This window comes from Winogradskyella ludwigii (assembly GCF_013403985.1).
Classification (GTDB): Bacteria; Bacteroidota; Bacteroidia; order Flavobacteriales; family Flavobacteriaceae; genus Winogradskyella; species Winogradskyella ludwigii.
On sequence record NZ_JABFDF010000007.1, the window covers coordinates 12,399 to 34,700 of the forward strand.

General features: G+C 32.1%; 19 protein-coding genes. 12 read left to right on the forward strand and 7 right to left on the reverse strand.

The window, feature by feature from the left end:
• The first annotated feature begins 3 nt into the window (after nt 1-3).
• From HM981_RS15275 to HM981_RS15285, 3 genes are all read left to right on the forward strand, one after another.
• A complete protein-coding gene (locus HM981_RS15275) occupies nt 4-2,364 on the forward strand; it encodes a ribonuclease HII (protein WP_179339681.1) in 2,361 nt (786 codons plus the stop codon).
• Between the two features lie 88 nt (nt 2,365-2,452).
• Entirely contained in the window at nt 2,453-3,502 is a 1,050-nt protein-coding gene (locus HM981_RS15280; protein ID WP_179339682.1) for a nucleoid-associated protein, read from the forward strand.
• A 73-nt stretch (nt 3,503-3,575) separates the two neighbouring features.
• The gene (locus HM981_RS15285; protein WP_179339683.1) at nt 3,576-4,316 is read left to right on the forward strand and encodes a YoaK family protein; all 741 of its coding nucleotides are present in this window, start codon (nt 3,576-3,578) and stop codon (nt 4,314-4,316) included.
• A gap of 19 nt (nt 4,317-4,335) precedes the next feature.
• Here the strand turns inward: HM981_RS15285 and lipB are convergent, their stop codons facing one another.
• Genes lipB through HM981_RS15300 form a run of 3 tightly spaced genes read right to left on the reverse strand, consistent with a single transcriptional unit; the run spans nt 4,336 to nt 6,013 of the window.
• Nucleotides 4,336-5,037, reverse strand: a complete 702-nt coding sequence (lipB, locus tag HM981_RS15290; RefSeq protein ID WP_179339684.1) for a lipoyl(octanoyl) transferase LipB — start codon at nt 5,035-5,037, stop codon at nt 4,336-4,338.
• 12 nt (nt 5,038-5,049) lie between these two features.
• Nucleotides 5,050-5,814, reverse strand: a complete 765-nt coding sequence (locus HM981_RS15295) for a hypothetical protein (RefSeq protein WP_179339685.1) — start codon at nt 5,812-5,814, stop codon at nt 5,050-5,052.
• A 40-nt stretch (nt 5,815-5,854) separates the two neighbouring features.
• Entirely contained in the window at nt 5,855-6,013 is a 159-nt protein-coding gene (locus tag HM981_RS15300) for a YqaE/Pmp3 family membrane protein (protein ID WP_179339686.1), read from the reverse strand.
• A 110-nt stretch (nt 6,014-6,123) separates the two neighbouring features.
• Between HM981_RS15300 and HM981_RS15305 the strand changes: the two genes are divergently transcribed.
• From HM981_RS15305 to HM981_RS15330, 6 genes are all read left to right on the forward strand, one after another.
• Nucleotides 6,124-7,179, forward strand: a complete 1,056-nt coding sequence (locus HM981_RS15305) for a response regulator transcription factor (RefSeq protein ID WP_246286308.1) — start codon at nt 6,124-6,126, stop codon at nt 7,177-7,179.
• A gap of 108 nt (nt 7,180-7,287) precedes the next feature.
• Nucleotides 7,288-8,178, forward strand: a complete 891-nt coding sequence (locus HM981_RS15310) for a thioredoxin family protein (protein ID WP_179339687.1) — start codon at nt 7,288-7,290, stop codon at nt 8,176-8,178.
• 84 nt (nt 8,179-8,262) lie between these two features.
• The gene (gene lysS, locus HM981_RS15315) at nt 8,263-9,951 is read left to right on the forward strand and encodes a lysine--tRNA ligase (protein WP_179339688.1); all 1,689 of its coding nucleotides are present in this window, start codon (nt 8,263-8,265) and stop codon (nt 9,949-9,951) included.
• Nucleotides 9,952-10,072: 121 nt separating this feature from the next.
• Nucleotides 10,073-11,182, forward strand: coding sequence for an META domain-containing protein (locus HM981_RS15320; RefSeq protein ID WP_179339689.1), 1,110 nt, complete (start codon nt 10,073-10,075; stop codon nt 11,180-11,182).
• Between the two features lie 107 nt (nt 11,183-11,289).
• Nucleotides 11,290-12,822: a hypothetical protein gene (locus HM981_RS17515; RefSeq protein ID WP_246286312.1), complete on the forward strand. Its 1,533-nt coding sequence runs from the start codon at nt 11,290-11,292 to the stop codon at nt 12,820-12,822.
• Between the two features lie 95 nt (nt 12,823-12,917).
• Nucleotides 12,918-15,407: a zinc-dependent metalloprotease gene (locus tag HM981_RS15330; RefSeq protein ID WP_317167183.1), complete on the forward strand. Its 2,490-nt coding sequence runs from the start codon at nt 12,918-12,920 to the stop codon at nt 15,405-15,407.
• 567 nt (nt 15,408-15,974) lie between these two features.
• Here the strand turns inward: HM981_RS15330 and HM981_RS15335 are convergent.
• Both HM981_RS15335 and yiaA read right to left on the reverse strand, forming a co-directional pair.
• Nucleotides 15,975-16,796 (reverse strand): alpha/beta hydrolase, encoded by an 822-nt coding sequence (locus HM981_RS15335; RefSeq protein WP_179339690.1) that lies wholly within the window; start codon nt 16,794-16,796, stop codon nt 15,975-15,977.
• Between the two features lie 163 nt (nt 16,797-16,959).
• Nucleotides 16,960-17,451, reverse strand: a complete 492-nt coding sequence (gene yiaA, locus HM981_RS15340) for an inner membrane protein YiaA (RefSeq protein WP_179339691.1) — start codon at nt 17,449-17,451, stop codon at nt 16,960-16,962.
• A 150-nt stretch (nt 17,452-17,601) separates the two neighbouring features.
• On the opposite strand from yiaA, the gene HM981_RS15345 reads away from it, so the two are divergent.
• From HM981_RS15345 to HM981_RS15355, 3 genes are all read left to right on the forward strand, one after another.
• The gene (locus tag HM981_RS15345; protein ID WP_179339692.1) at nt 17,602-19,098 is read left to right on the forward strand and encodes a hypothetical protein; all 1,497 of its coding nucleotides are present in this window, start codon (nt 17,602-17,604) and stop codon (nt 19,096-19,098) included.
• 91 nt (nt 19,099-19,189) lie between these two features.
• The gene (locus tag HM981_RS15350; protein ID WP_179339693.1) at nt 19,190-19,648 is read left to right on the forward strand and encodes a hypothetical protein; all 459 of its coding nucleotides are present in this window, start codon (nt 19,190-19,192) and stop codon (nt 19,646-19,648) included.
• A gap of 108 nt (nt 19,649-19,756) precedes the next feature.
• The gene (locus tag HM981_RS15355) at nt 19,757-20,089 is read left to right on the forward strand and encodes a hypothetical protein (protein WP_179339694.1); all 333 of its coding nucleotides are present in this window, start codon (nt 19,757-19,759) and stop codon (nt 20,087-20,089) included.
• 88 nt (nt 20,090-20,177) lie between these two features.
• Here HM981_RS15355 and hemL read toward each other — a convergent pair whose 3' ends face one another.
• Together hemL and HM981_RS15365 are read right to left on the reverse strand one after the other, a co-directional pair.
• Complete coding sequence (hemL, locus tag HM981_RS15360) at nt 20,178-21,464, reverse strand: glutamate-1-semialdehyde 2,1-aminomutase (protein ID WP_179339695.1); 1,287 nt, start codon at nt 21,462-21,464, stop codon at nt 20,178-20,180.
• Between the two features lie 3 nt (nt 21,465-21,467).
• Nucleotides 21,468-22,301, reverse strand: a complete 834-nt coding sequence (locus tag HM981_RS15365; RefSeq protein ID WP_179339696.1) for a glucosaminidase domain-containing protein — start codon at nt 22,299-22,301, stop codon at nt 21,468-21,470.
• Nucleotide 22,302 lies beyond the last annotated feature (1 nt).

Genomic DNA, 22,302 nt, shown 5'->3' on the forward strand with positions numbered 1-22,302 from the left:
TAAATGAAGCGACTTGGTTTTTTAATAATTTTACTCACGCTTGTATTAGCATGCCAAAAAGATTACAACAAGACAAAACAAGCCTACCAATTCATTCCGAGCGAAACATCTACTGTTATTCAAATAAATGAGCTTAGTGATTTTATTAATAGTCTAGAAAACAATGACATTCTTTCTTCAGTATATCATGAAGATGTAAAGAATTCTACTCGCATTCTTAAAACACTGAACACCACAAATCAAGTCTATCTCTCTTTTACGGACACAACCTATTCTGATTACTTAATTCTTACTAAAAATGACGATAGATTATTTGATATAGATTCAATACCCAATAGAATCTCTGAAACTTTACAGAATTCTAAAATTGAAAAGACCCAAATTGACACCACAACTATTTATCATAAAATTATTGGTACCTCTTTTGCGGGATCCAATAACCTTGAACTTTTAAAAAGTTTAAATTCTGAAAATGAAAACATAGAGCTTAGCAAATTAATTGAAACTACAGATCAAAAATCAATCGCTTCCATAGTTTTTAAATTAGATGACTCCAATTACTCTAAACTATTGTTCACTAAAATTGGCAATAAAGACGATTCTAATTTTGCCGTTTTAGATTTAACACATACAGATAACTTTATAAGTTACAACGGCATCTCTAAATCTAAAGACTCTATAGCTTATAGTCTTGATCGTTTTAAAAATACAATTCCTCAGAAAACAAATACACCTTCAATTGCTCCACACAACACAGGCTCTTTAATTAGTATAGGTTACGATAATTTTTCTTTATTTAGTAAAAATAAGACTCAGATAAATGACGAATTAGAGGCTTCTGATACCTTTTTAAATTTCACCAACGAGATTGCTTTAATCGATAATGTTTTAGTCCTTCATTCATTAGATCCAAATTTAATTTTAGAATCTATTGAAGAGAAGTCTATATCCGAAACTTTTAGAGACATTGACATTTATGAGTTTCAAAAACCAGACTTCTTTCAATCTAATTTAATGCCATTTATTAGTTTTGAAGATGCTAATTATTTTTCCGTATTTGAAGATTTTATTTTATTTTCAAGTTCTATTGAAACCTTAAAATCTGTTTTAACAGATGCATTAAATAGCAATACGCTTGCTAATTCTAACGCTTTTAAAAGCATCAGTAACGAACTAAGCGACGAGGCTTCATTATTCATTTTCAAAAATGCTGAGCAACTCTCAACCGTTTTAGGAAAAACAATGACCGGCTACAACGCCAATGCTGTTCAGTTTATATACGAAGACAATTACACACATATCAACGGAATTATTCAGAAATTCAAAAAAAGAGCCGTTTCTAATTCTGTAGCAGAAGCATTTACCACAGCCCTCGATGCTCCATCCTTAATTGCTCCGCAAGTTGTTAAAAATCATGTTTCAAAATCACATGATATTGTAGCACAAGACGTAAACAACACATTGTATCTTATCTCTAGCTCTGGGAGTATACTCTGGAAAAAACAACTACAAGGAGAAATTTTAGGACAAGTAGAGCAAATTGACATGTATAAAAATGGAAGATTACAATTGGCTTTTACAACATCTAATAGACTTTATGTGCTAGATAGAAACGGTAAAGATGTCTCTCATTTTCCTATAAAATTCAATGATGCCATTACGCAACCACTTGCTGTGTTTGATTATGATAAACGAAAAGAATATAGATTATTGGTTACACAAGGCAAAAACCTCTTAATGTATACTACCAAAGGGCAAACTGTTGGTGGCTTTAAATATAAAAGTAATGGCTCTAACATCGTTACACAACCTAAGCACTTTAGAGTTGGAACAAAAGATTATATTGTTTTTGCCGCAGGTGAAAACATAAAGATTCTAAACAGACAAGGTGATGTTAGAATTAACGTCAAAGATAAAATCAGTTTTTCAAATAATGAGCTGTATTTATACCAAAATAAATTTACAACATCAAATACTCTTGGGCAGTTAATACAAGTTGACACACGAGGAAAAGTTAGCACAAAGGATCTAAATCTTACAGAGAAACATAAAATTACTACAACGAGTAAAACGTTAGTTTCACTTAGAGAAAATAGATTAATTATTAAATCTAGAACTATTGATTTGGATTACGGAGAATACACAGAACCCAGAATTTTCTATCTAAACGACAAAATATACGTTACTACTACAGATTTACAAGCTAAAAAAGTCTATCTCTTTGACAGCCAAGCCAAATCAATCCCTAATTTTCCCGTGTTTGGAACTGCAAGTGCTACTCTAGAGAAATTAGACAACGAAAGCGGTTTAGAGCTTATTACGCAAAGTGATGACAAAACAATAATAGTTTATAAATTACACTAAAACCAACACTATTTAAAAGGCGATATCACTTAAAATAAGCTTATCGTTTTGTAGTATTGTATATTAAAATTTAACGTCAATTTCTATCATGATCAAAAGACAAAAAGCCTCAATAAAAAGCTGTATAATTCACAAAGTTGGAAATAAATTTAATGGTACCAAAAATGCATTTTCAGATGCCATTGTAGATTTTGATGAAGCCACATATCACTTAATGTTGCCATACCTTTTAAAGCCTTTTGTGAGTGCCGCAGAGACTTATCGTTTTCATCATCATAGCGACATTGGACTCAATGAAATTAACACCTACAGTGAACAGTTATTTAAAGAAGATGCAGATTTTGTAGACACTTCAAAACACATAGTTACGCACCTATTTGAACAAAGTAATTCTGCTCAGATTAAGACAGGAGATGTCCTTATTTGTCATTTTGAAAACGTACAATATGAAGACTTTTTCACAGATGCCATTGGCATCTTTAAAATTGAAAATAAAACAGAGTTTTTTCAGACCTATTTAGAAGACAAAAACTACGATATATTAGTTCAAAAAGGTATTCAAGCAAAGAAAGTAGATAAAGGCTGTTTAATCTTAAATACTGCTGATATGGAAGGGAAAATTGTACTCAGCGTAGATAATAATACCTACGATACACAGTATTGGATAAAAAGCTTTTTAAACATTAGATATCCAGACGATAGCAATCAACACACCAAGAATTGTATTGAAATGTGTAGAGAGTTTTCTAAAGAAGTTTTGCATCCTAACTATGGCGGACAAGAACAAAGCAATTTCCTAGCTAAAACGGTAGATTTCTTTAAAGAAAATGAAATTGTAAATATTGATACCTTTAAAGAAGAAGTTTTTGAGGAAGAAGATAAAATTCAACTCTTTGAGGATTACAAAAAAGTCTACGAAACAGACAATAAAGTACTCATTAGAAACCAGTTTGACGTTTCTGAAATTGCTTTAAAAAAGCAAAAACAGAAAATTAAAACCGAAATAAAACTAGACACAAATATTCAAATTAAATTAGATGTTGATGCTCCAGATGCTTCCGCAGAATATTTAGAACGCGGCTATGATGAAGAAAAGAAAATGCACTTTTATAAGGTGTTCTTTAATGATGAAACCTAGTTTAAAAGCTCTCAATAGTTGACATTGAATTAAAGTAAATGTAATTTGAACATAGGAATTAAATAAAAACAACATGTTTAGACATCAAGGTACAAGTAGAACACTGATACACAATCTGCGTATTGCTACTATATTATCTTTTGTCGCAGGCATTGTAAATGTTTCAGGCTTCTTATCCCTTGGCCAATTAACAACTAACGTTACAGGACATTTTGCACTTTTTATAAGTGATGTTGCTAATTTTCAATTTTGGAAAGGCACTATATACTTTCTTTATATTTTTTCTTTCTTATTTGGCTCGTTTTCATCGAGTTTTCTAATTGAAAAATTTAGAGGTAACAGGAAACTAAATGTATTTGTAATACCTACTCTACTTGAGTGTGTGATTCTAATAACCATTGCGCTTATTAGTCATATTCAAAAAATAGAACACTCAGACGTTATCGTTTGTGCACTTCTATTCTCTATGGGACTACAAAATTCTTTTGTAACAAAAATTTCGAACGCTGTGGTAAGAACGACACATCTCACAGGATTATTTACAGATTTAGGTATTGAATTGTCCCAACTATTTTTCTCTGAATACCAACAACATAGATCCAAAATAAAATCTACAATTAAACTTCGAGTTTTTATTATATGCTTCTTTTTTCTTGGAGGAATTATTGGAGGATTCCTTTATTCAAGATTAAATTTCAAATTAAATACACTCCTTTTTGGTGCAGCAATCTTATTAATCAGTTTATTTTATGACGATTTTAGATACAAACTAATCAGAACAAAAAGGAAATATAATCAACGAAAGAAGAATTAAATAAAGTCTCAGTGTATTTTTATTTGGTAAAAGAAGCCTCAAAAAGCACACTAAAATGTTTCAAAATCTTAGTCTTCACCTCTTCCTCATCAACCTTATCAACTCCCAATTCATTATTTAACGTTGTTACCGCTTTTCCACGAATACCACATGGAATAATATTGTCAAAATACCCTAAATCGGCATTCACATTTAACGCAAATCCGTGCATGGTAACCCAACGGCTTGCTCTCACTCCTAATGCGCAAATTTTACGAGCAAACGGAGTACCAACATCTAACCAAACACCTGTTTCACCAGGACTACGTTCTGTTTTTAAGCCGTACTCGGCTAACGTAAGAATAATTACTTCCTCTAAAAAACGTAAGTATTTATGAATATCAGTAAAGAAATTATCTAAATCTAAAATAGGATAACCGACTATCTGTCCAGGACCATGATAGGTAATATCTCCACCTCTATTTATTTTATAAAAGGTTGCTCCTTTCTCTGCTAATTGAACTTCAGAAAGTAACAAATTAGATAAATCTCCACTTTTGCCTAATGTATAAACATGTGGATGTTCTACAAATAGAAAATGGTTATCGGTAACTAAACCAGCATCTTCCCTTCTATTCTTTATCTTAGTCTCTAAAACGGCTTTAAAGAGTGTTTCTTGGTAATCCCAAGTTTCTTTAAAATCTTTAGTTCCTAAATCCTGAAGTTGTATCGTTTTATTCAAAATAATAATTTTTTAATCCTCTAAGATAACTTCAATATTTAATATTTCAGGATCCTTAAGCATGTCTATAAAGCCAACTTCATAGGTAACCGTTTTTCTATCTTCACTATACATGGCTCCTTGTTTTGAAAAGGACTTTACAGGTTTAGGAAAATGGTAATTAATTATATACTTCGAAGATCCCAACATCAAAGCCGATTTATCTATACTATCTAAAGATTGTTGATGCTTTTCCTTATCAATAATTGCAACATTTCTTTTAAAAACGGTACCATTATATGAGTAACTAACCAAAGTAGAGCCTTCATTTCCCATACTAGAAAATGGACTTAAAGGCAAATTATCACTAGCAGTTTCACCTCCTTTTAAACTATTAAAATTATTCATTGCTTTATACATATCACGCAACTCGCTGGCATTGTCAAAATCTGTTTCAATATTAAAAAACATCTTTCTCTTATCAGGATCCATAACCATGTGAAGTTTATAATCCTCCATAGCTTTAATCTTTTCCTGTTCCTCTAAAGACAAATTAGAAATACTATCTTTATATTCTACCAAAAAGTCCTTAAAAACGATTGTAGAATCTACAGCTTTACTCATTTTATCTGAAGCATTCTCACCTAGTTGTCCTAACACATCCATCATTTCTGATGCATCCATTGAGAACTTTACTGTACCACTACCATTTTCATTGACGTAAATATTTTCAGAAAACTGACAACTTGTAACCATCATTAATGACACACAAGCAAGTATTGTAAACAACCTTTTCATTGTAAAATTTTAAATATTTTAGACCACAAAGGTAAGGTTTTTATCGCTCAGGATTGTTAAGAATAACCAATGCTGCAATGACGCCAGGAACCCAGCCACATAGCGTTAAGAGAAAAGTAATTAAGATAGAACCACAACCTTTATCAAGAACTGCTAAAGGTGGACAAATAATAGAAAGGATAACGCGCCAGATACTCATAATTCGTTTGATGATTTGATGTGTTTATATGACGCATTTCTTCTCTAAATGTTACACTTATTGTTAATTGAACACATTGAAATGAGAATAAAATTATGTAGTTTCGTTTTATGCGATTAAAATTTCTTTTGATCTTCTTAGCTTTTTATGGCCTCTGTCATGGGCAATATTCATTCTCAGGTTATATTAACCCAGACGAATGGCAAAATCCTGTTTACCTTTCTGTTGTTGAAGATTACCGGAAAATGTCTGGTGTTTATTCTGAACAAATTATCGCTAAAACATCAGCCGACGAGACTGGACACTTTGAGTTTAAAGGCGATATGCTCGATGTAGAAAACCGTATATACAGAATACATATAGACAATTGTATCGCTAGTTTACAAGGTGCCAATCACTTTAATGGGCATTGTAACGACAGCGAAGAATTGTTATTTATTGCTAAGAACACAGACACACTTAAGCTTCCTTTTTCATTTGGTAACCAAGTGTTTTGCCGCGTAGAATCTAACAATCCTAAAGCCAATGCTTTTGTAAAAATCGATTCTCTAAAAAACGATATGCGTTTTGCTTATGGAGAATTTAGAAGTGAAGCCAACCGTAAATTGAATAATAAAAAGTGGTTTAAAACGCTTCAATATTTTGGTGAAGCTCTAAATGAGCCCATTGCAGAACTTTATATTTATTCCTATTTATCCGAAAGAAGCAGTGATTTGCATAATTATTATGTCGAAGATTTAAAACATAACAGTTATTACACAAATTTACAAACACGATTAGAAACAACTTATCCAAATGCTCCTTATACCAAACAATATACAAACGAGTTAAAAGCTGACCGTTACATGCTAGCAGCATCTACAGCACAAACCAAGTCTAAATGGAGTGCTCTACTCTACGCTATTTTAGCAATATCTGTTATTCTGAATTTATTTTTCTTGTATCGCTTTTGGAAACAAAACCAATCTAAAATTGAAGATTTAAAAGCCAAATTATCTAAGCAAGAACAAGTGGTTTTAGATCATATTCTTCAAGATAAAACAAATAAAGACATTGCAGAATCACTTTTTCTAAGTGTGAGCACCGTAAAATCGCACACCAATAACATCTACAAGAAATTAAACGTGCAATCTCGAGACGACGCAAAATCACTATTTATCAAATAGTTACAAAATTCAACCTAGGTACTAGTACCAATTTCCAACCTTACATTTTCAAAATTCACATCTTTATCATTGATGTTTGCTTTCATATTAATCTAACAAATTATCAATATGAAAACAAACATTTCAACACTCTTAATGGCATTAGTATTTGCATTTCAAATTCATGCACAACACCTCAATCAAGAAATCATTGAAGAAGGCGAAACTCCTTTTTTACTCGGAAAAATTGACAAATCCGGATTAGAAGGCGAAAATTACACATCGTGGTTTACTGCAAACCATGATGATTATGAACCTAATTCAGAATTAATTAACTCTATCTCTTCAGAATTAAAAAAATATAAGATTACTCTTTTTATGGGAACTTGGTGTGGAGACAGCAAACAGGAAGTCCCGAGACTCTACAAAGTTTTAGAAGCATGCAATTTTCCTATGGAACAATTAACCGTTGTTGCTGTGAGTAGAAAAGCAGGTATGTACAAACAAAGTCCACAACATGAAGAAGCTGGTCTTAATATTCACAGAGTACCAACCGTTATTTTTTATAAAAACGAAAAAGAAGTGAATAGAATTGTTGAGCATCCTATTGATACTTTCGAAGAAGACATACAGAATATCATTACCATAAACGATTACAAATCAAACTATCAAGTTGTAACAACTGTCGACCATATTCTTAGTAAAAAAGGCTCTAAAGGTTTAAAACGAAAACAAAAAAAGTTACTTAAACAGTTTGAAGGAAAAGTACCAAACATGTCTGGATTAAATACTTATGGTCATATTCTCTTTGGTACAGACCGCATAAATGATGCTATTGAAGTATTTACTTTAAATACACAGTTATTCCCAAATCAACCAAGAACATTTATGAGTTTAGCGAATACACTTGGCATTTCCGGTAATAAAACCGAGGCTATAAAAGTGCTTGAAGACGCCATAAAGAAGCATCCAGATAACGAAGATTTAAAAGAAAATTTAAAGGTTGTTAAATCAAACTAAAAAGGTGTTCTCTAATTTTTGTAAAAAGTGTAATTTTGTGTCTGCTTATTTAAAAAACAAATAAGCCTATAAAAATAAATAAGAATGCAACTTTCAGAACAAGAATTGGTAAGACGCCAAAAGTTAGAAAAGCTTAGAGCTTTAGGGATCAACCCTTATCCAGCGGATTTATTTCCGGTTAATCATACTTCCAAACAGATTAAAGCTGATTTTGAAGACGGTAAACAGGTGATTATTGCTGGTCGTTTAATGGCTATTAACATTCAGGGAAAAGCGTCTTTTGCACAATTGCAAGACAGTGAAGGTCGTATTCAAGTGTATTTTAATAGAGATGAAATCTGTGAAGGTGAAGACAAAACCTTATACAACGATGTCTTTAAGAAATTATTAGACTTAGGTGATTTTGTTGGTATAGAAGGGACTCTTTTCACAACGCAAGTTGGCGAAAAAACCGTAATGGTAAAGAATTTCAAATTATTGAGTAAAGCTTTAAAGCCATTACCTATACCAAAACAAAAAGATGGTAAAACGTATGATGCGTTTACAGATCCTGAAATGCGTTACAGACAACGTTATGCAGATTTAGTAGTAAATCCGCATGTTAAGGAAGTATTTATAAAGCGTACAAAATTGTTTAACGCCATGCGATCTTTCTTTAATGACTCTGGTTATTTCGAAGTTGAAACTCCGGTTTTACAACCGATTCCTGGAGGCGCTGCTGCACGTCCTTTTATGACGCATCACAATAGTTTAGACATTCCATTATACATGCGAATTGCTAACGAATTATATCTAAAACGTTTAATCGTTGGTGGTTTTGATGGTGTCTATGAGTTTTCTAAAAACTTCAGAAATGAAGGAATGGACAGAACTCACAATCCTGAATTTACAGCCATGGAAATCTATGTATCGTACAAAGATTACAATTGGATGATGGATTTCTGTGAGAAATTATTAGAACATTGTGCTATTGCTGTAAACGGAACTTCAGAGGCTACTTTTGGAGAACATAAAATAAACTTTAAAGCACCATATAAGCGTATTACCATGCGCGATTCTATTTTAGAATTTACAGGTTTTGATATTTACAACAAATCTGAAGACGAAATTAGAGCTGCAGCAAAAGGTATGCATATTGAGGTTGATGAAACCATGGGTAAAGGAAAGCTGATTGATGAGATTTTTGGTGAGAAATGTGAAGGGAATTATATTCAACCAACATTTATTACAGATTATCCTAAAGAAATGAGCCCTTTATGTAAAGAGCATAGAGAAAATCCTGAATTAACTGAGCGTTTTGAACTTATGGTTTGTGGTAAGGAAGTTGCTAATGCCTATTCTGAACTTAATGACCCAATTGATCAGCGCGAACGTTTTGAGCACCAATTAAAACTAGCACAAAAAGGTGATGACGAAGCGACTGAATTTATAGATCATGATTTTTTACGTGCGCTAGAATACGGAATGCCTCCAACATCTGGAATGGGAATTGGTATGGACCGCTTAATAATGTTCTTAACTAATAACCAAAGTATCCAAGAGGTTTTATTCTTCCCTCAAATGCGACCAGAGAAGAAAAAGGTAGATCTTAGTGATAATGAAAAAGCAATTTTAGAGGTTTTAAAATCTGAAAAGCGCATGGATTTAAACGTTCTTAAATCAAAATCTGGCTTAAGTAATAAAGGTTGGGACAAAGGTTTAAAAGGCTTGAGTAAACATGGACTAACAAAGGTTGAAAAAACTGATGACGGTTTATTTGTAGAGCTTGTTTAAAAACCTTCTAACATAAATTTATAAAAAAGGAATTGCCGAGAGGTAGTTCCTTTTTTTTTAGTTTAAAAACTATATATTAGAGCGTTACTAATAATTAAAACCTTTATAAAACGCTCATTCTATGAAACAAAGCTACGCAACCTTAATCATACTTTTATGCTTTACAATAGTCATAAATTCACAGAACTTCATAGGTAATTGGAATGTAATTTCTCTAGAATCAAATGGAAACATCATTAGTTTACCTTCAACGGTTACAACACCGCCAAATATTGAATTTCACAATTCATTTAGCAGTGCACCTTTAGACCAATATTGGGGACGTTATATATACGGCAATGGCATTTGTAACTCTTTTACTTCGTACTTTGAGAGCGAACAAAATAATGCTATAAGTCTTATTCCTTATTTTGAAACTACAGACAACTCATGTACTACAACTGAGGAAACTGACTTTGAGAACTCCTACTTTTCAATTTTACAAGAACCTGGAAATTTAACGTATTCATTTACTAATGATTTACACAATTTAAGTTTTACCAACAACCAAGGAGATGTCATAAACTTAGGCCGTGAAGACGCACCTTCAAACGTACTAAGCGGAGAATGGTTTATTCATTCTATTTGGGAATTTGATATTTTACTTGAGAATACTTTTAACCCTAACTTAAGTATACTCTTTTCTGACGATATTACTAATGGCCAAAGTAATTTTTATGGCAGCTCCACTTGTAATGGATTCAACGGTATGTATGACAATCCAGTACAACCAAATTCTTTTATAATTAGAGATATAGGTTGGACACTAAGTTTCTGTGACATTGCAGACCAAGCGATTTTTGAAACGTCATACATGAATTTTTTCAACCTTAATGAAGACATATACACATTTGAAATTGCAGGAAGCGGTTCTGATGCTATGCTAACCATATATAATGGCAATGAGGTAGAACTTAATTACGGTAGGCAAGCCCTGTCTATTAATAGTTTTACCGCGAAAAAAACCAAACTAATAACGGATATATCTAATCATAGATTACAACTCATTTCCGTCACTCCTTTAGTTAACAATCCATACTCTATTTATGATATTTCAGGCAGGCTAATTACTTCCGCTTACATAGATGGATCCAATAACATTGAAATTGATATTTTAGCTTCAGGCAGTTATGTTTTAAAGATTATGAATTCACAAAATCAAACCGAAAGCTTTAAATTTTTGAAACGATAAGTGCTAATTATAATATTCAACAAATAAGCTAACCATCAGTTTATTTTTTTGTTAAAAATTAATTTTATTACATTAGCAACTTGCTATCAATCAGAAAATCACATCTAATGTTAAAAAAGACCTACTTATTATTCGCTTTCGCATGTATTATTTTTTCTTGTAATAATGACGATGACGTTGCTGCTGTTTGCGATACCGCAACTAATATATCATCAAATTCAATAACTAATAATTCTGCAATAATAACGTGGAACACAACTAACAGTTCAGGTCAACACACTTTAGAATATGGTCTTTCTGGATTTACAATAGGTAGCGGAACTATAGTTTCGGCAACTGACACAGATGCTACACTTACCGCATTACAAGCAAATACCACTTACGATGTTTATATACAAACGTCATGTAGTTCTACAAATATCAGTGCACAAACTGATACTTTCAGTTTTACAACGTCACCAAATCCAATTTGCAATCCTATAACTAACGTATCGTCAAGTTCTATAACTCATAATTCTACAATAATCACTTGGGAAACAACTGACGCTTTAGCGCAACACACTTTAGAATATGGTGTTTCTGGATTTAGCTTAGGTAACGGAACAACAATTTCTGAATCTGATACAGATGCTGAGCTTACAGAATTATTAGGAAACACCACTTATGATGTTTATATTAAATCTACGTGCAGCACAAACTTTGAGAGCGTCTACACAGATGTATATAGCTTTACAACATTACAACCAAATGTTGCAACAGAATTCAAACCTACTTTATCTGAAATGAATTTATTTGTTAATGATCTTGAAGATTTAGAAATAACTCCATTAGCTTTTAAATATGATTTAAATACCACATTATTTTCAGATTACGCACATAAACAACGAATTATAGCCTTACCAGAAGGAACAAGTATGGAATTTGATGGAGATGGATTACCTATTTTCCCAGATAACACTGTTATTGCAAAAACGTTCTTTTACAATTTTGATGAACGCGATTTATCCTTAGGTAGAACTATTATTGAAACACGTATTTTAATAAAAATTAATGGTGTTTGGGAAACAGGAGATTACACATGGAATGCAGATCAAACGGATGCTGTCTTAGACACAGCAGGAAGCACATTACCTATCTCATGGATAGATGTAGATGGCGTAACTAACTCAACAACTTACAAAATCCCTTCTAACACAGATTGCTTTACTTGTCACAGTAATAACGATAATATTACTCCAATAGGCCCAAAATTAAGATCTATGAATTTTCGTTTAAATGGAGTAAACCAATTAGAACAATTTATAGCTAACTCACAATTAACAGGTGTCACAGACAGTAATTCTATTACAGTTCTTCCAGACTGGGAAGACACTAATGAAAGGTTAGAAGATAGAGCAAGAGCGTATATGGATATTAATTGTGCACATTGCCACGTTCCTGGAGGTCACTGTGATGACGAAACGACTTTAAATTTAGCTTTTGAAACTCCTTTGGATCAAACAGATATTGTAGCCCTCAGTTTTAGTATTGAGTATAGAATATCATTTTACTTAGATGGCCTAAGCATGCCTTTCATTGGAACTTCAATGCAGCATATAGAGGGTGCACAATTAATTCAAGATTACTTAAACACACTATAGTTAAAATCACGTTAAAGAAATACTAAATTCGGTTTTAAAATCAACAGTGTCTTAATAGAATACGTATTTTCAACAAAATTTTAAAAAAACCGACAATTTTGAAAAACGTATCAATCAAACTACTCTTTGTAGTTTCGGCTTTTCTTGCATTTTCATGTTCTACTGCAAAAAAAGCAAGTAAATCTAAAAAAGATGCCACAGCGATGGCAAAACCATCAGGTAAAAAACCTGGTAAAAACGATCCACAACCGTATAGTAAAGTTATTACTAAAGACGCTAAAAGTGATGCAGGATTATTTACAGTGCACACTGTAGATGATAAATTTTATTACGAAATACCAGATTCGCTTTTTAACAGACAAATGTTAATGGTAACTCGTATTTCTAAAACAGCATCCGGACTTGGTTTTGGTGGTGGAAAATTGAGTGAACAAGTACTTCGCTGGGAAAAGAAAGACAAAAAAGTATTATTACGTATGGTATCTCACCAAGTAGTTGCTGCAGATTCTTTACCAGTACATGAGGCTGTTGAAAACTCTAATTTTGAGCCTGTAATTGCAAGTTTCCCAATTAAAGCGTTCAGCAAAGACTCTACAAATACTGTTATTGATGTTACAGATTTATTCTCTAAAGATGTTAAGCCTTTAGGGTTTCCGCAAAGAAGTAGACAACAATATAAAATTTCACGTTTAGATGGCCAACTTTCATATATTGAAAGTATCAAATCTTACCCAACAAATATTGAATCGCGTACAGTAAAAACGTATGCTTCAGGAGCACCACCATCAAATTCTAATACAGGTGCAATATCTTTAGAAATTAACAATTCTATGATCTTGTTACCAAGCGTTCCAATGAAACGTCGTTATTTTGATGAACGTGTAGGATGGTTTACAAGTAACCAGACAGATTACGGTTTAAGTGATCAAAAAAGTAAATCTTTAGAATTCTTAGATCGTTGGAGATTAGAAGTTAAAGATGAAGACATTGAGAAATTTAAGCGTGGTGAATTAGTAGTACCTAAAAAACAAATTGTGTATTACGTTGATAGAGCAACGCCAGAACAATGGAAAAAATATATTAAACAAGGTATTGAAGATTGGCAAGTTGCTTTTGAAGCTGCAGGTTTCAAAGACGCTATAATTGCTAAAGAGCCACCAACAGTTGAAGAAGATCCAGAATGGAGCCCAGAAGATGCACGCTACTCTGTAGTACGTTATTTAGCCTCGCCTATTCCAAATGCCAATGGACCTCACGTGAGTGACCCAAGAACTGGTGAAATATTAGAAAGTGATATTAACTGGTATCATAATGTAATGTCTTTACTACGTGGTTGGTTCTTTGTACAAACTGCAGCGATTAATCCTGAGGCTCAGAGTCCACAATTTAAAGATGAAGTAATGGGACGTTTAATTCGTTTCGTATCTTCTCATGAAGTTGGACATACATTAGGTTTACCACATAACATGGGATCTAGTGTTGCTTATCCTGTAGAAAAATTACGTGATGCCGAATTCACTAAAGTTTACGGAACTGCACCATCTATTATGGATTATGCACGTTTTAACTATATCGCACAACCAGGTGATGAAGGTGTGGCTTTAATGCCAGATATCGGAACTTATGACAAGTATGCTATTTCTTGGGGTTACAGACCTATTTTAGACAAAACGGCTGAAGAAGAAAAATCAATTCTTAATGAGTGGATTATGAAACATGCTGGTGACCCAATGTACCGTTTTGGACATCAACAAGCTGGTGATGTCGTTGATCCAAGTTCTCAAACTGAAGATTTAGGTGATGATGCTATGTTAGCAAGTGATTATGGTATTAAAAACTTAAAGCGTATTGTACCAAACTTAATTGAATGGACTACAGAAGCTGGTGAAGGTTATGATGATTTAGATGAAATGTATGGTCATGTTGTTTCTCAGTTTAACCGTTATATGGGACATGTTTCTAATAATATCGGTGGTGTTTATGAAAACTACAAAGCTGCTGACCAAGAAGGTGCTGTTTATACAGCTGTACCTAAAGATCACCAGAAGAAAGCAATGGCTTTTATTCAAGCCAACTTATTTGAAACTCCAGATTGGTTAATTGATAAAAACATTTTTGATCGTATTGAGTTTACAGGTTCTGTAGAGCGTGTAAGAGGATTGCAAGCTAGAACACTAAACAATATTATGAGTTTAGGTAAAATGCAGCGTCTAATTGAAGCAAATACGTATGACAGTAATGCTTATGCGTTAACTGATATGATGAGCGATTTACGTAAAGGTGTTTGGAGTGAATTACGTACAGGTAAGAAAATAGATACTTACAGACGTAATTTACAACGTGCACATATTGATAGGTTAGAGTATTTAATGACTGCAAAAAACCAAACTGCAGGAAGAAGATCTAGTCCTTATGTTAAAGTGACTCCTGTTAACACAAGCCAATCTGATATTAGAGCGGTTGTAAGAGCAGAGTTAAAATCATTACGTAGCCAATTACGTTCTGCACGTGGTGGAGATTCTATAAGTAGAATCCATATTGCAGATGCAATTGAGCGTATTAATCTTATTTTAGATCCTAAATAATTTTAATTAAAATACATTATAAAAAAGGCTTCAATTTAAATTGAAGCCTTTTTTTTATTCAGAAAACTATATATTAGTGCCAATGAGCGACCACAATCAAAAAGCACTATACTTCTGCCATACACATCCTAACTTATTTTTACAAAAAAAATGTGAAGGTTGTAAACGAGGTATGTGCCACACGTGTATTTACAACAACCTTAATTATTGCTCCGATTGTTTACGTACGCAAAAGCGATTTAGCAGCAATACTAAAGATAAAAAGGAGCTATTTAATACGCTAATTTTTGCAGTCGTTATCAGTTGTGTAATTGTACTTTTATTATTTCACAAAACGAATATCAATCCACATTATCCATTAACAAAATATGTCCTAATCGCTTTTGTTATTTCCTTATCTGCTTCAAATTGTTATTACTTATTTCAAAAAACAACATTGCTTTCAGATGTTAATAAAATTCCGTTTATAGGTTTTAAATTATCAATACTAATTTTAGTATTGGTAGTCGCATCAGGATTACCTATTCTATATCTGATTTATAAGAGTGGCTTAATATTAAAAACACATTACTTTAATCGCTCTTGAATTACATTTCTATAATCTTCAAACTCAATAAGATTATTATGTTTACCACCTTTAACAGTAATAAAGTTTAAATTTTCAATATTTAATTCTGAAAGTTTTTTAGCTGAAACAAAAGGCACAACGCTATCTTCTGTTCCGTGAATAATTATAATTGGACACGTTGCTTTTGGTAAAAATTGATACGTTGGAAAATGATAATTCAACAATTGCTTTACAGGCAACATTGGAAACCTACCTTTTGCTACATCCAAAATACTATAATAAGGAGTTTCTAAAATGAGCTGCTTTGGTTTGTTTTTTGAAGCTAAGTATGATGCAATTCCTGTCCCTAAAGATCTTCCATATAAAGTAATTTCATTTTCAGAATATTGTTTTAAAAGATAATCATAACAATACTGAGCATCACTATACATTCCTTCTTCACTTAACTTCCCTCTGCTTTTCCCAAAGGTTCTGTAATCCATAATAAGTACGTCGTATTGCTGAGACACAAAATATTCCGCAATAGTTCCCCAACGACTTAGATCTCCAGCATTTCCATGAAAATAGAGAATAACTCCTTTTGGATTTTCCATTTTAAAATGAAGTGCGTTTATTACGGTATTCTCATCTGTTTTGAGAAATAACTCTTCAAAATTATGTTGAAACTGATATTGAAAATTTTCCTCTAAAGTACTAGGGAAAAATAAGAACTTTTCTTGAAAAAAATAAAGTGCAGATCCTATCATAACAAATATGCCAATGAGTACAATTATGAACTTTTTAAGTCGTTTTTTAAATTTTAATTTAATGGTGTATGCCATTTGTTTATTAACATTTAATACTAAAAATTATATATATAATCTTTTGAAATAGAAAGGTTAAAAATAACAAACTGATGACTCTAAATACTAAATGATTTTAAAAACCTCATAGCATAAACTAACGCTATGAGGTTTTGGGTTACTAACTAACCTATCATCAAAACTAATCTTCGTCTTCGTTTGTTTCTAATTCGTTATTAATATAAGCGACATCTCTTGTGTTTTTTTGTACTGCGATTGCCGAAAATAAACTTAAGGTAAATGACATGGCATAGAATCCTTTTTCACTAAGCTCTAAATCGGCATTCCAAAGTCCAATAGTTAATAAAACTATAGCTGCAATAGATGTAAACCAACTGATTCCAAAGTACATTTCGGTGACTTGGATATTTTCGAGCTTATCTCTAACTGCTTTTTGCACAGATATTACTGAGAACAATCCAAAAAGTAAAATTGTAAAATAATAACCTTTTTCATTTAGCATCATATCTGCATTCCATAAGCCAACACAGTACGACACCATACCAAGAAGTAAAGCAGACCATGAAGCACCTATAAATGCAGGTGTTGGTTTGCTATTATAGACTTTCTTTTCTTTCTTTTTTGTCTTTGCTTTTTCTTCCTCTTTTAATGAAACTGTTGTTTGATAATTCATAATGTTTTGTTTTAATGATTATGAGGCAAATCTCGAACAAAAGGGAAGAGCTATAAAATCACAATTAAAACAAAACTGACGATATATTTTATCACTTTATTTAAATTTCATTAGATTTAAAGACTTAATAAATATATTAATGACGATTAAATGATAGAATTGAAATCTATAATTGATACGCTAGCTGCTGAAGATTATCAGAAATTTGTGAATTACCTACAACAAAAAAACAAACGCAAGGACACTAAAAACATTAAATTATTTAAGTTACTCGCAAATTCTAATGAGAACTCTAAATCAATATGCTTTAATCTTTATAATGTAGAAAAAAGCAATGCTTATCATGCACTTAGAAAACGTTTATTCCAATCCTTAATTGATTTTACAGCCAATAAAAATCTCGAAGATGAAAATTCTATAGACATGCAAATTGTTAAATACATTTTAGCATCACGTACTTTTTTACTCCAAAACAATTATAACATAGCTTATAAAATTTTAGACAAGGCAGAACGCCTAGCAGATGAGCATTTGTTATTTGCTATACTCAACGAGGTATACCATACAAAGATTCAGTATGCCTCTAACTACCCTAAAATAGATTTAGAAGAACTAATTATTAAACAAAAAGAGAATCAGAAAAAGCACCAACTAGAAGACCAACTCAATATAGTGTATGCTAAGCTAAAATCTGTTTTACATAAAGTAAACTACGAGGGCATTGTTATCGATTTTGAATCTGAACTCGAAAACATACTAAAAACTCATAATATTGAATTAAACGCATCTCTTTCATTTAAATCTTTATATCAAATTTTAGCTATTGCCAACATTTCAGCATTAGCAACCTCTAAGTACTATAAGATTGAAGATTTCGTACTTAAGAGTTATGCCATTTTAAAAACAAAAAAAGACACTGAAAAACAATTGTATTACCAAATAGAGATTGCTTACATCATTGCCAACACCCTTTTTAGAAATAAAAAATTTGAAGCATCCCTACACTACATCAGTGAAATGGATCAATTGATGACCATAAAACGCAGTACTTACTACAATAATTTCATTCTAAAGAAAACCTTGGTTGAAGCACTAAACCTTAATTATAGCAACAATCAAAACAAAGCCATAAAACTTATTGAAAGCATTATGAATAAAAAACATGACGATTTAGAAACACTATTAAACTTACGCTTATCGTGTTTTATGTTTTATTTTCAAAAAGAAGAGTTTTTTAAAGCAAAATCGATTTCTGCAAAATTCTACCATACAGATCAATGGTACATAGAAAAAGCAGGCATCGATTGGGTGATTAAAAAGAATATTGCAGAACTATTATTGTATATAGAATTACAAGAAGACGATTTATTTTTTTCAAGACTTAAGAGTTTTAGAAGGCGTTACACCATTTATCTTAACCAAATTGAACAAGAACGAATTCTTATTTTTTTAAAGTTTGCAGAACAGTATTACATAAAACCAGAAAGTATTATAACCGAAGAATTTAAAAACAAACTAGAGATCTCCTTTAAATGGACTTCAGTAAATGAGGAAGACATTTTTGTTATAAGTTCTTATGCTTGGCTAAAGAACAAAGTTGAAAAAGGAAACTTATACCAAACAACGCTTAGGCTCATAAAAAGATAGGAAATGTTAAAATACGTGTTAAAAATCAAACCTTAGTTAAACTTAACCGTTAGTCTTAGGTCTAAACAGTATAACATAAAACATAAAAGACATGAAAAAATTATTAGTAATTGCTATAGCTCTTTTTACCTTAAATGGCATGGCTCAAGAAAGAAAGCAGAAAAAAGACAGAAAAGATAAATCTGAATTAAGAGAAGAAATGACACCTAGTGACATTGCTACCTTAAAAGCAAAAAGAATGACTTTAAAATTAGATTTAACGGATGGGCAACAACAAAAAGTTCAAAACTTATTTTTAACTCAAGAAACAACTAAGCAAAGCTATAGAAAATCACATAAACGCGCTGATGGTGAAAAAAGAGAAAAACCATCAAAGGAAGAATTTCTTAAAATGCAAAATAACAGATTAGATCAACAGATTGAAATGAAACGAGAAATGAAAACAATCTTAACTTCTGAACAATATTCTCAGTTCGAAAAAATGAAGCCTAGAGAGCATAAAAGAAAGGATAAACGTGGTAAAAAAGAAAAAGAAAATCAAAATAGATAAAATAATATCAAATCTTTATTACTATAAAAAGTATCGCATTAGCGATACTTTTTTATTTTATTAAATAAAATTATTACTTTAGTCACCAATTTAATTAAATAATCCAAAATGAAAAAGGTAATTACGCTTTGCTTGTTCGCTTTTATAATGGTTCTTGGTACTGAATCAGTAACAGCACAATCGACAACTACGACGACAGAAATAAATGCTAAGGCTGCTAGTAAGACTAAAGCTTTATCCAAATACTTAAAAATCAGTAAAGATCAGAGTCAACAAATGTATAAAGCTTTTCAAGTATTTGGAAAACAAAATGCGACGCTTACAGATGACCCTTTAAGCAAAGAAAAGAGTCTAAAAGCAGCGAATGCACTAGATGATAAAATAAAAGAAATTTTATCTAGAGAACAATATGAGCTTTATAAAGAGCAAACAAATAGATAACTAAAAAAAAGCCTCGCAAATTGTGCGAGGCTTTTTTTATACTTAAATGTTTAGGCTTAACTAAGACAAGAGCGCTATAGCTTTTGAATTACAATGTTTTTGCAATTTGCTCTACAGCTGCAATCGTACTATTTAAATCTTCATAAGTTAGAGCATCTGTTATAAACCAAGTCTCAAAAGCACTTGGAGCGATATATATGCCTTCATTTAACATCCCATGAAAGAATTTTTTAAAGGTCTCATTATTTCCTTTGGCTGCTGAGTCAAAATCTACAACAGCATCTTCTGCAAAATGAACTGATATCATAGAACCAATTCGGTTTATCGTATGCGTAACATTATTCTTATTAAGCGCTTCCGAAATACCAACATGAAGATATTTCGTCTTTTCTTCTAACCTATTTATTAAACCTTTATCTGCTTGTATTGCTTTTAGCATTGCTAATCCTGCGGCCATTGCTAATGGATTCCCACTTAAGGTTCCTGCTTGATATACGGGCCCTAAAGGAGCTAAATGATTCATAATTTCATTTCTAGCAGCAAAAGCACCAACAGGCAATCCACCACCAACTACTTTACCAAAACAAACAATATCTGCATTTACACTTTTCAGTTCTTGTACTCCACCTTTAGCCAATCTAAAACCTGTCATTACCTCATCAAAAATCAATAAGATATCATTAGCGTCACAAACTGCTCTCAAACCTTCTAAAAAGCCCTCTACAGGAGGAATACAACCCATGTTACCTGCAACCGGCTCGACAATAATTGCTGCTATTGAATTTTTATTAGCTTCAACAAGAGCTTTCACATTGTCAATATCATTATATTTAGCAAGCAACGTGTCTTTGGCTGTACCTTCTGTAACACCTGGACTATTTGGCGTACCAAAAGTTATGGCACCACTACCTGCAGCTATTAAAAACGAATCGCTATGACCATGATAACAACCTGCAAATTTTATAATTTTATCTTTTTTAGTAAAACCTCTAGCTAGTCTAATCGCGCTCATACAAGCTTCTGTACCAGAATTTACGAAACGAATTTTATCAATATTTGGAACCATAGAAACCGCTAATTCTGCGATTTCAGTTTCAATAGCAGTTGGCATACCAAAAGACGTTCCTAATTTTGCTTTTTCAATCACAGCCTCTACAACAGGCGGAAAAGCATGACCAAGCAACATTGGTCCCCAAGAATTTATATAATCGATAAATCGATTTCCATCTTCATCATATACATAAGCTCCTTTTGCAGATTTAGCAAAAATAGGCGTACCTCCTACCGCACTAAACGCCCTAACTGGAGAATTAACACCACCTGGAATAACTTCTTGAGCTGCTTTAAATAAAGCACTACTTCTTTGATATAACATAAATTAATTTGGAATAATAAGTTCTTGACCTATAGTTAGGTCGTTTGATTTTAATTTGTTTTGAGCCTTTATAGCTTCAACAGAAATTTTATATAATCTTGAAAGCGAATACAAAGTATCCCCTTTAGATACTACATGTTTTTTTGAATTAGCTTTCTTTCTACCTTCTATGATCGTAGTAGATTTTCGAGTTGATTTCGTTGTCGTTCCACTAAGGACTTCTTCATCAAATTTATTAAGCTCATAACGCTCAATTAAACTGATTAATTTTTGAGGATATTTTCTATCGGTTGCATAACCTGCTGCTCTTAAGCCTTTAGCCCAACCTTTGTAATCATCAGGTTTTAAATCGAATAAACTAGCGTAACGCCCTCTTCCTGTTAAAAATTTAGAATGATCTTCATAAGACATCTCGGCTTTTGTATATTTTCTAAAGCATTCTTGTGAACGATCATCATCATGGTAAATTTTCGCTCCTGTCCAACCATGACATTTAATTCCAAAATGATTGTTTGCTTTGACTGCTAAACGACCACTCCCTGAGCCAGATTCTAAGATTCCTTGAGCCAAAGTAATACTCGCTGGAATTTTATGAGTACGCATATTATTTTGAGCAATCCCAGAATAAAGATCAATATAAATATCTACAGTACTCCTAGTGTCATTAGCTTTTATAACAGGTTTAGTAACTACCGTAGGTGCTTTAACGACCTCTCTATTTTTAACAACAACGGTTTTAGTTGTACTGCTCTTCTTCCTTTTGGTTACAATACCTTTTTTAGAACCACAACTCATTGCTGTTAAAAGAACTAATACAATTATATATCTAATTTTCATA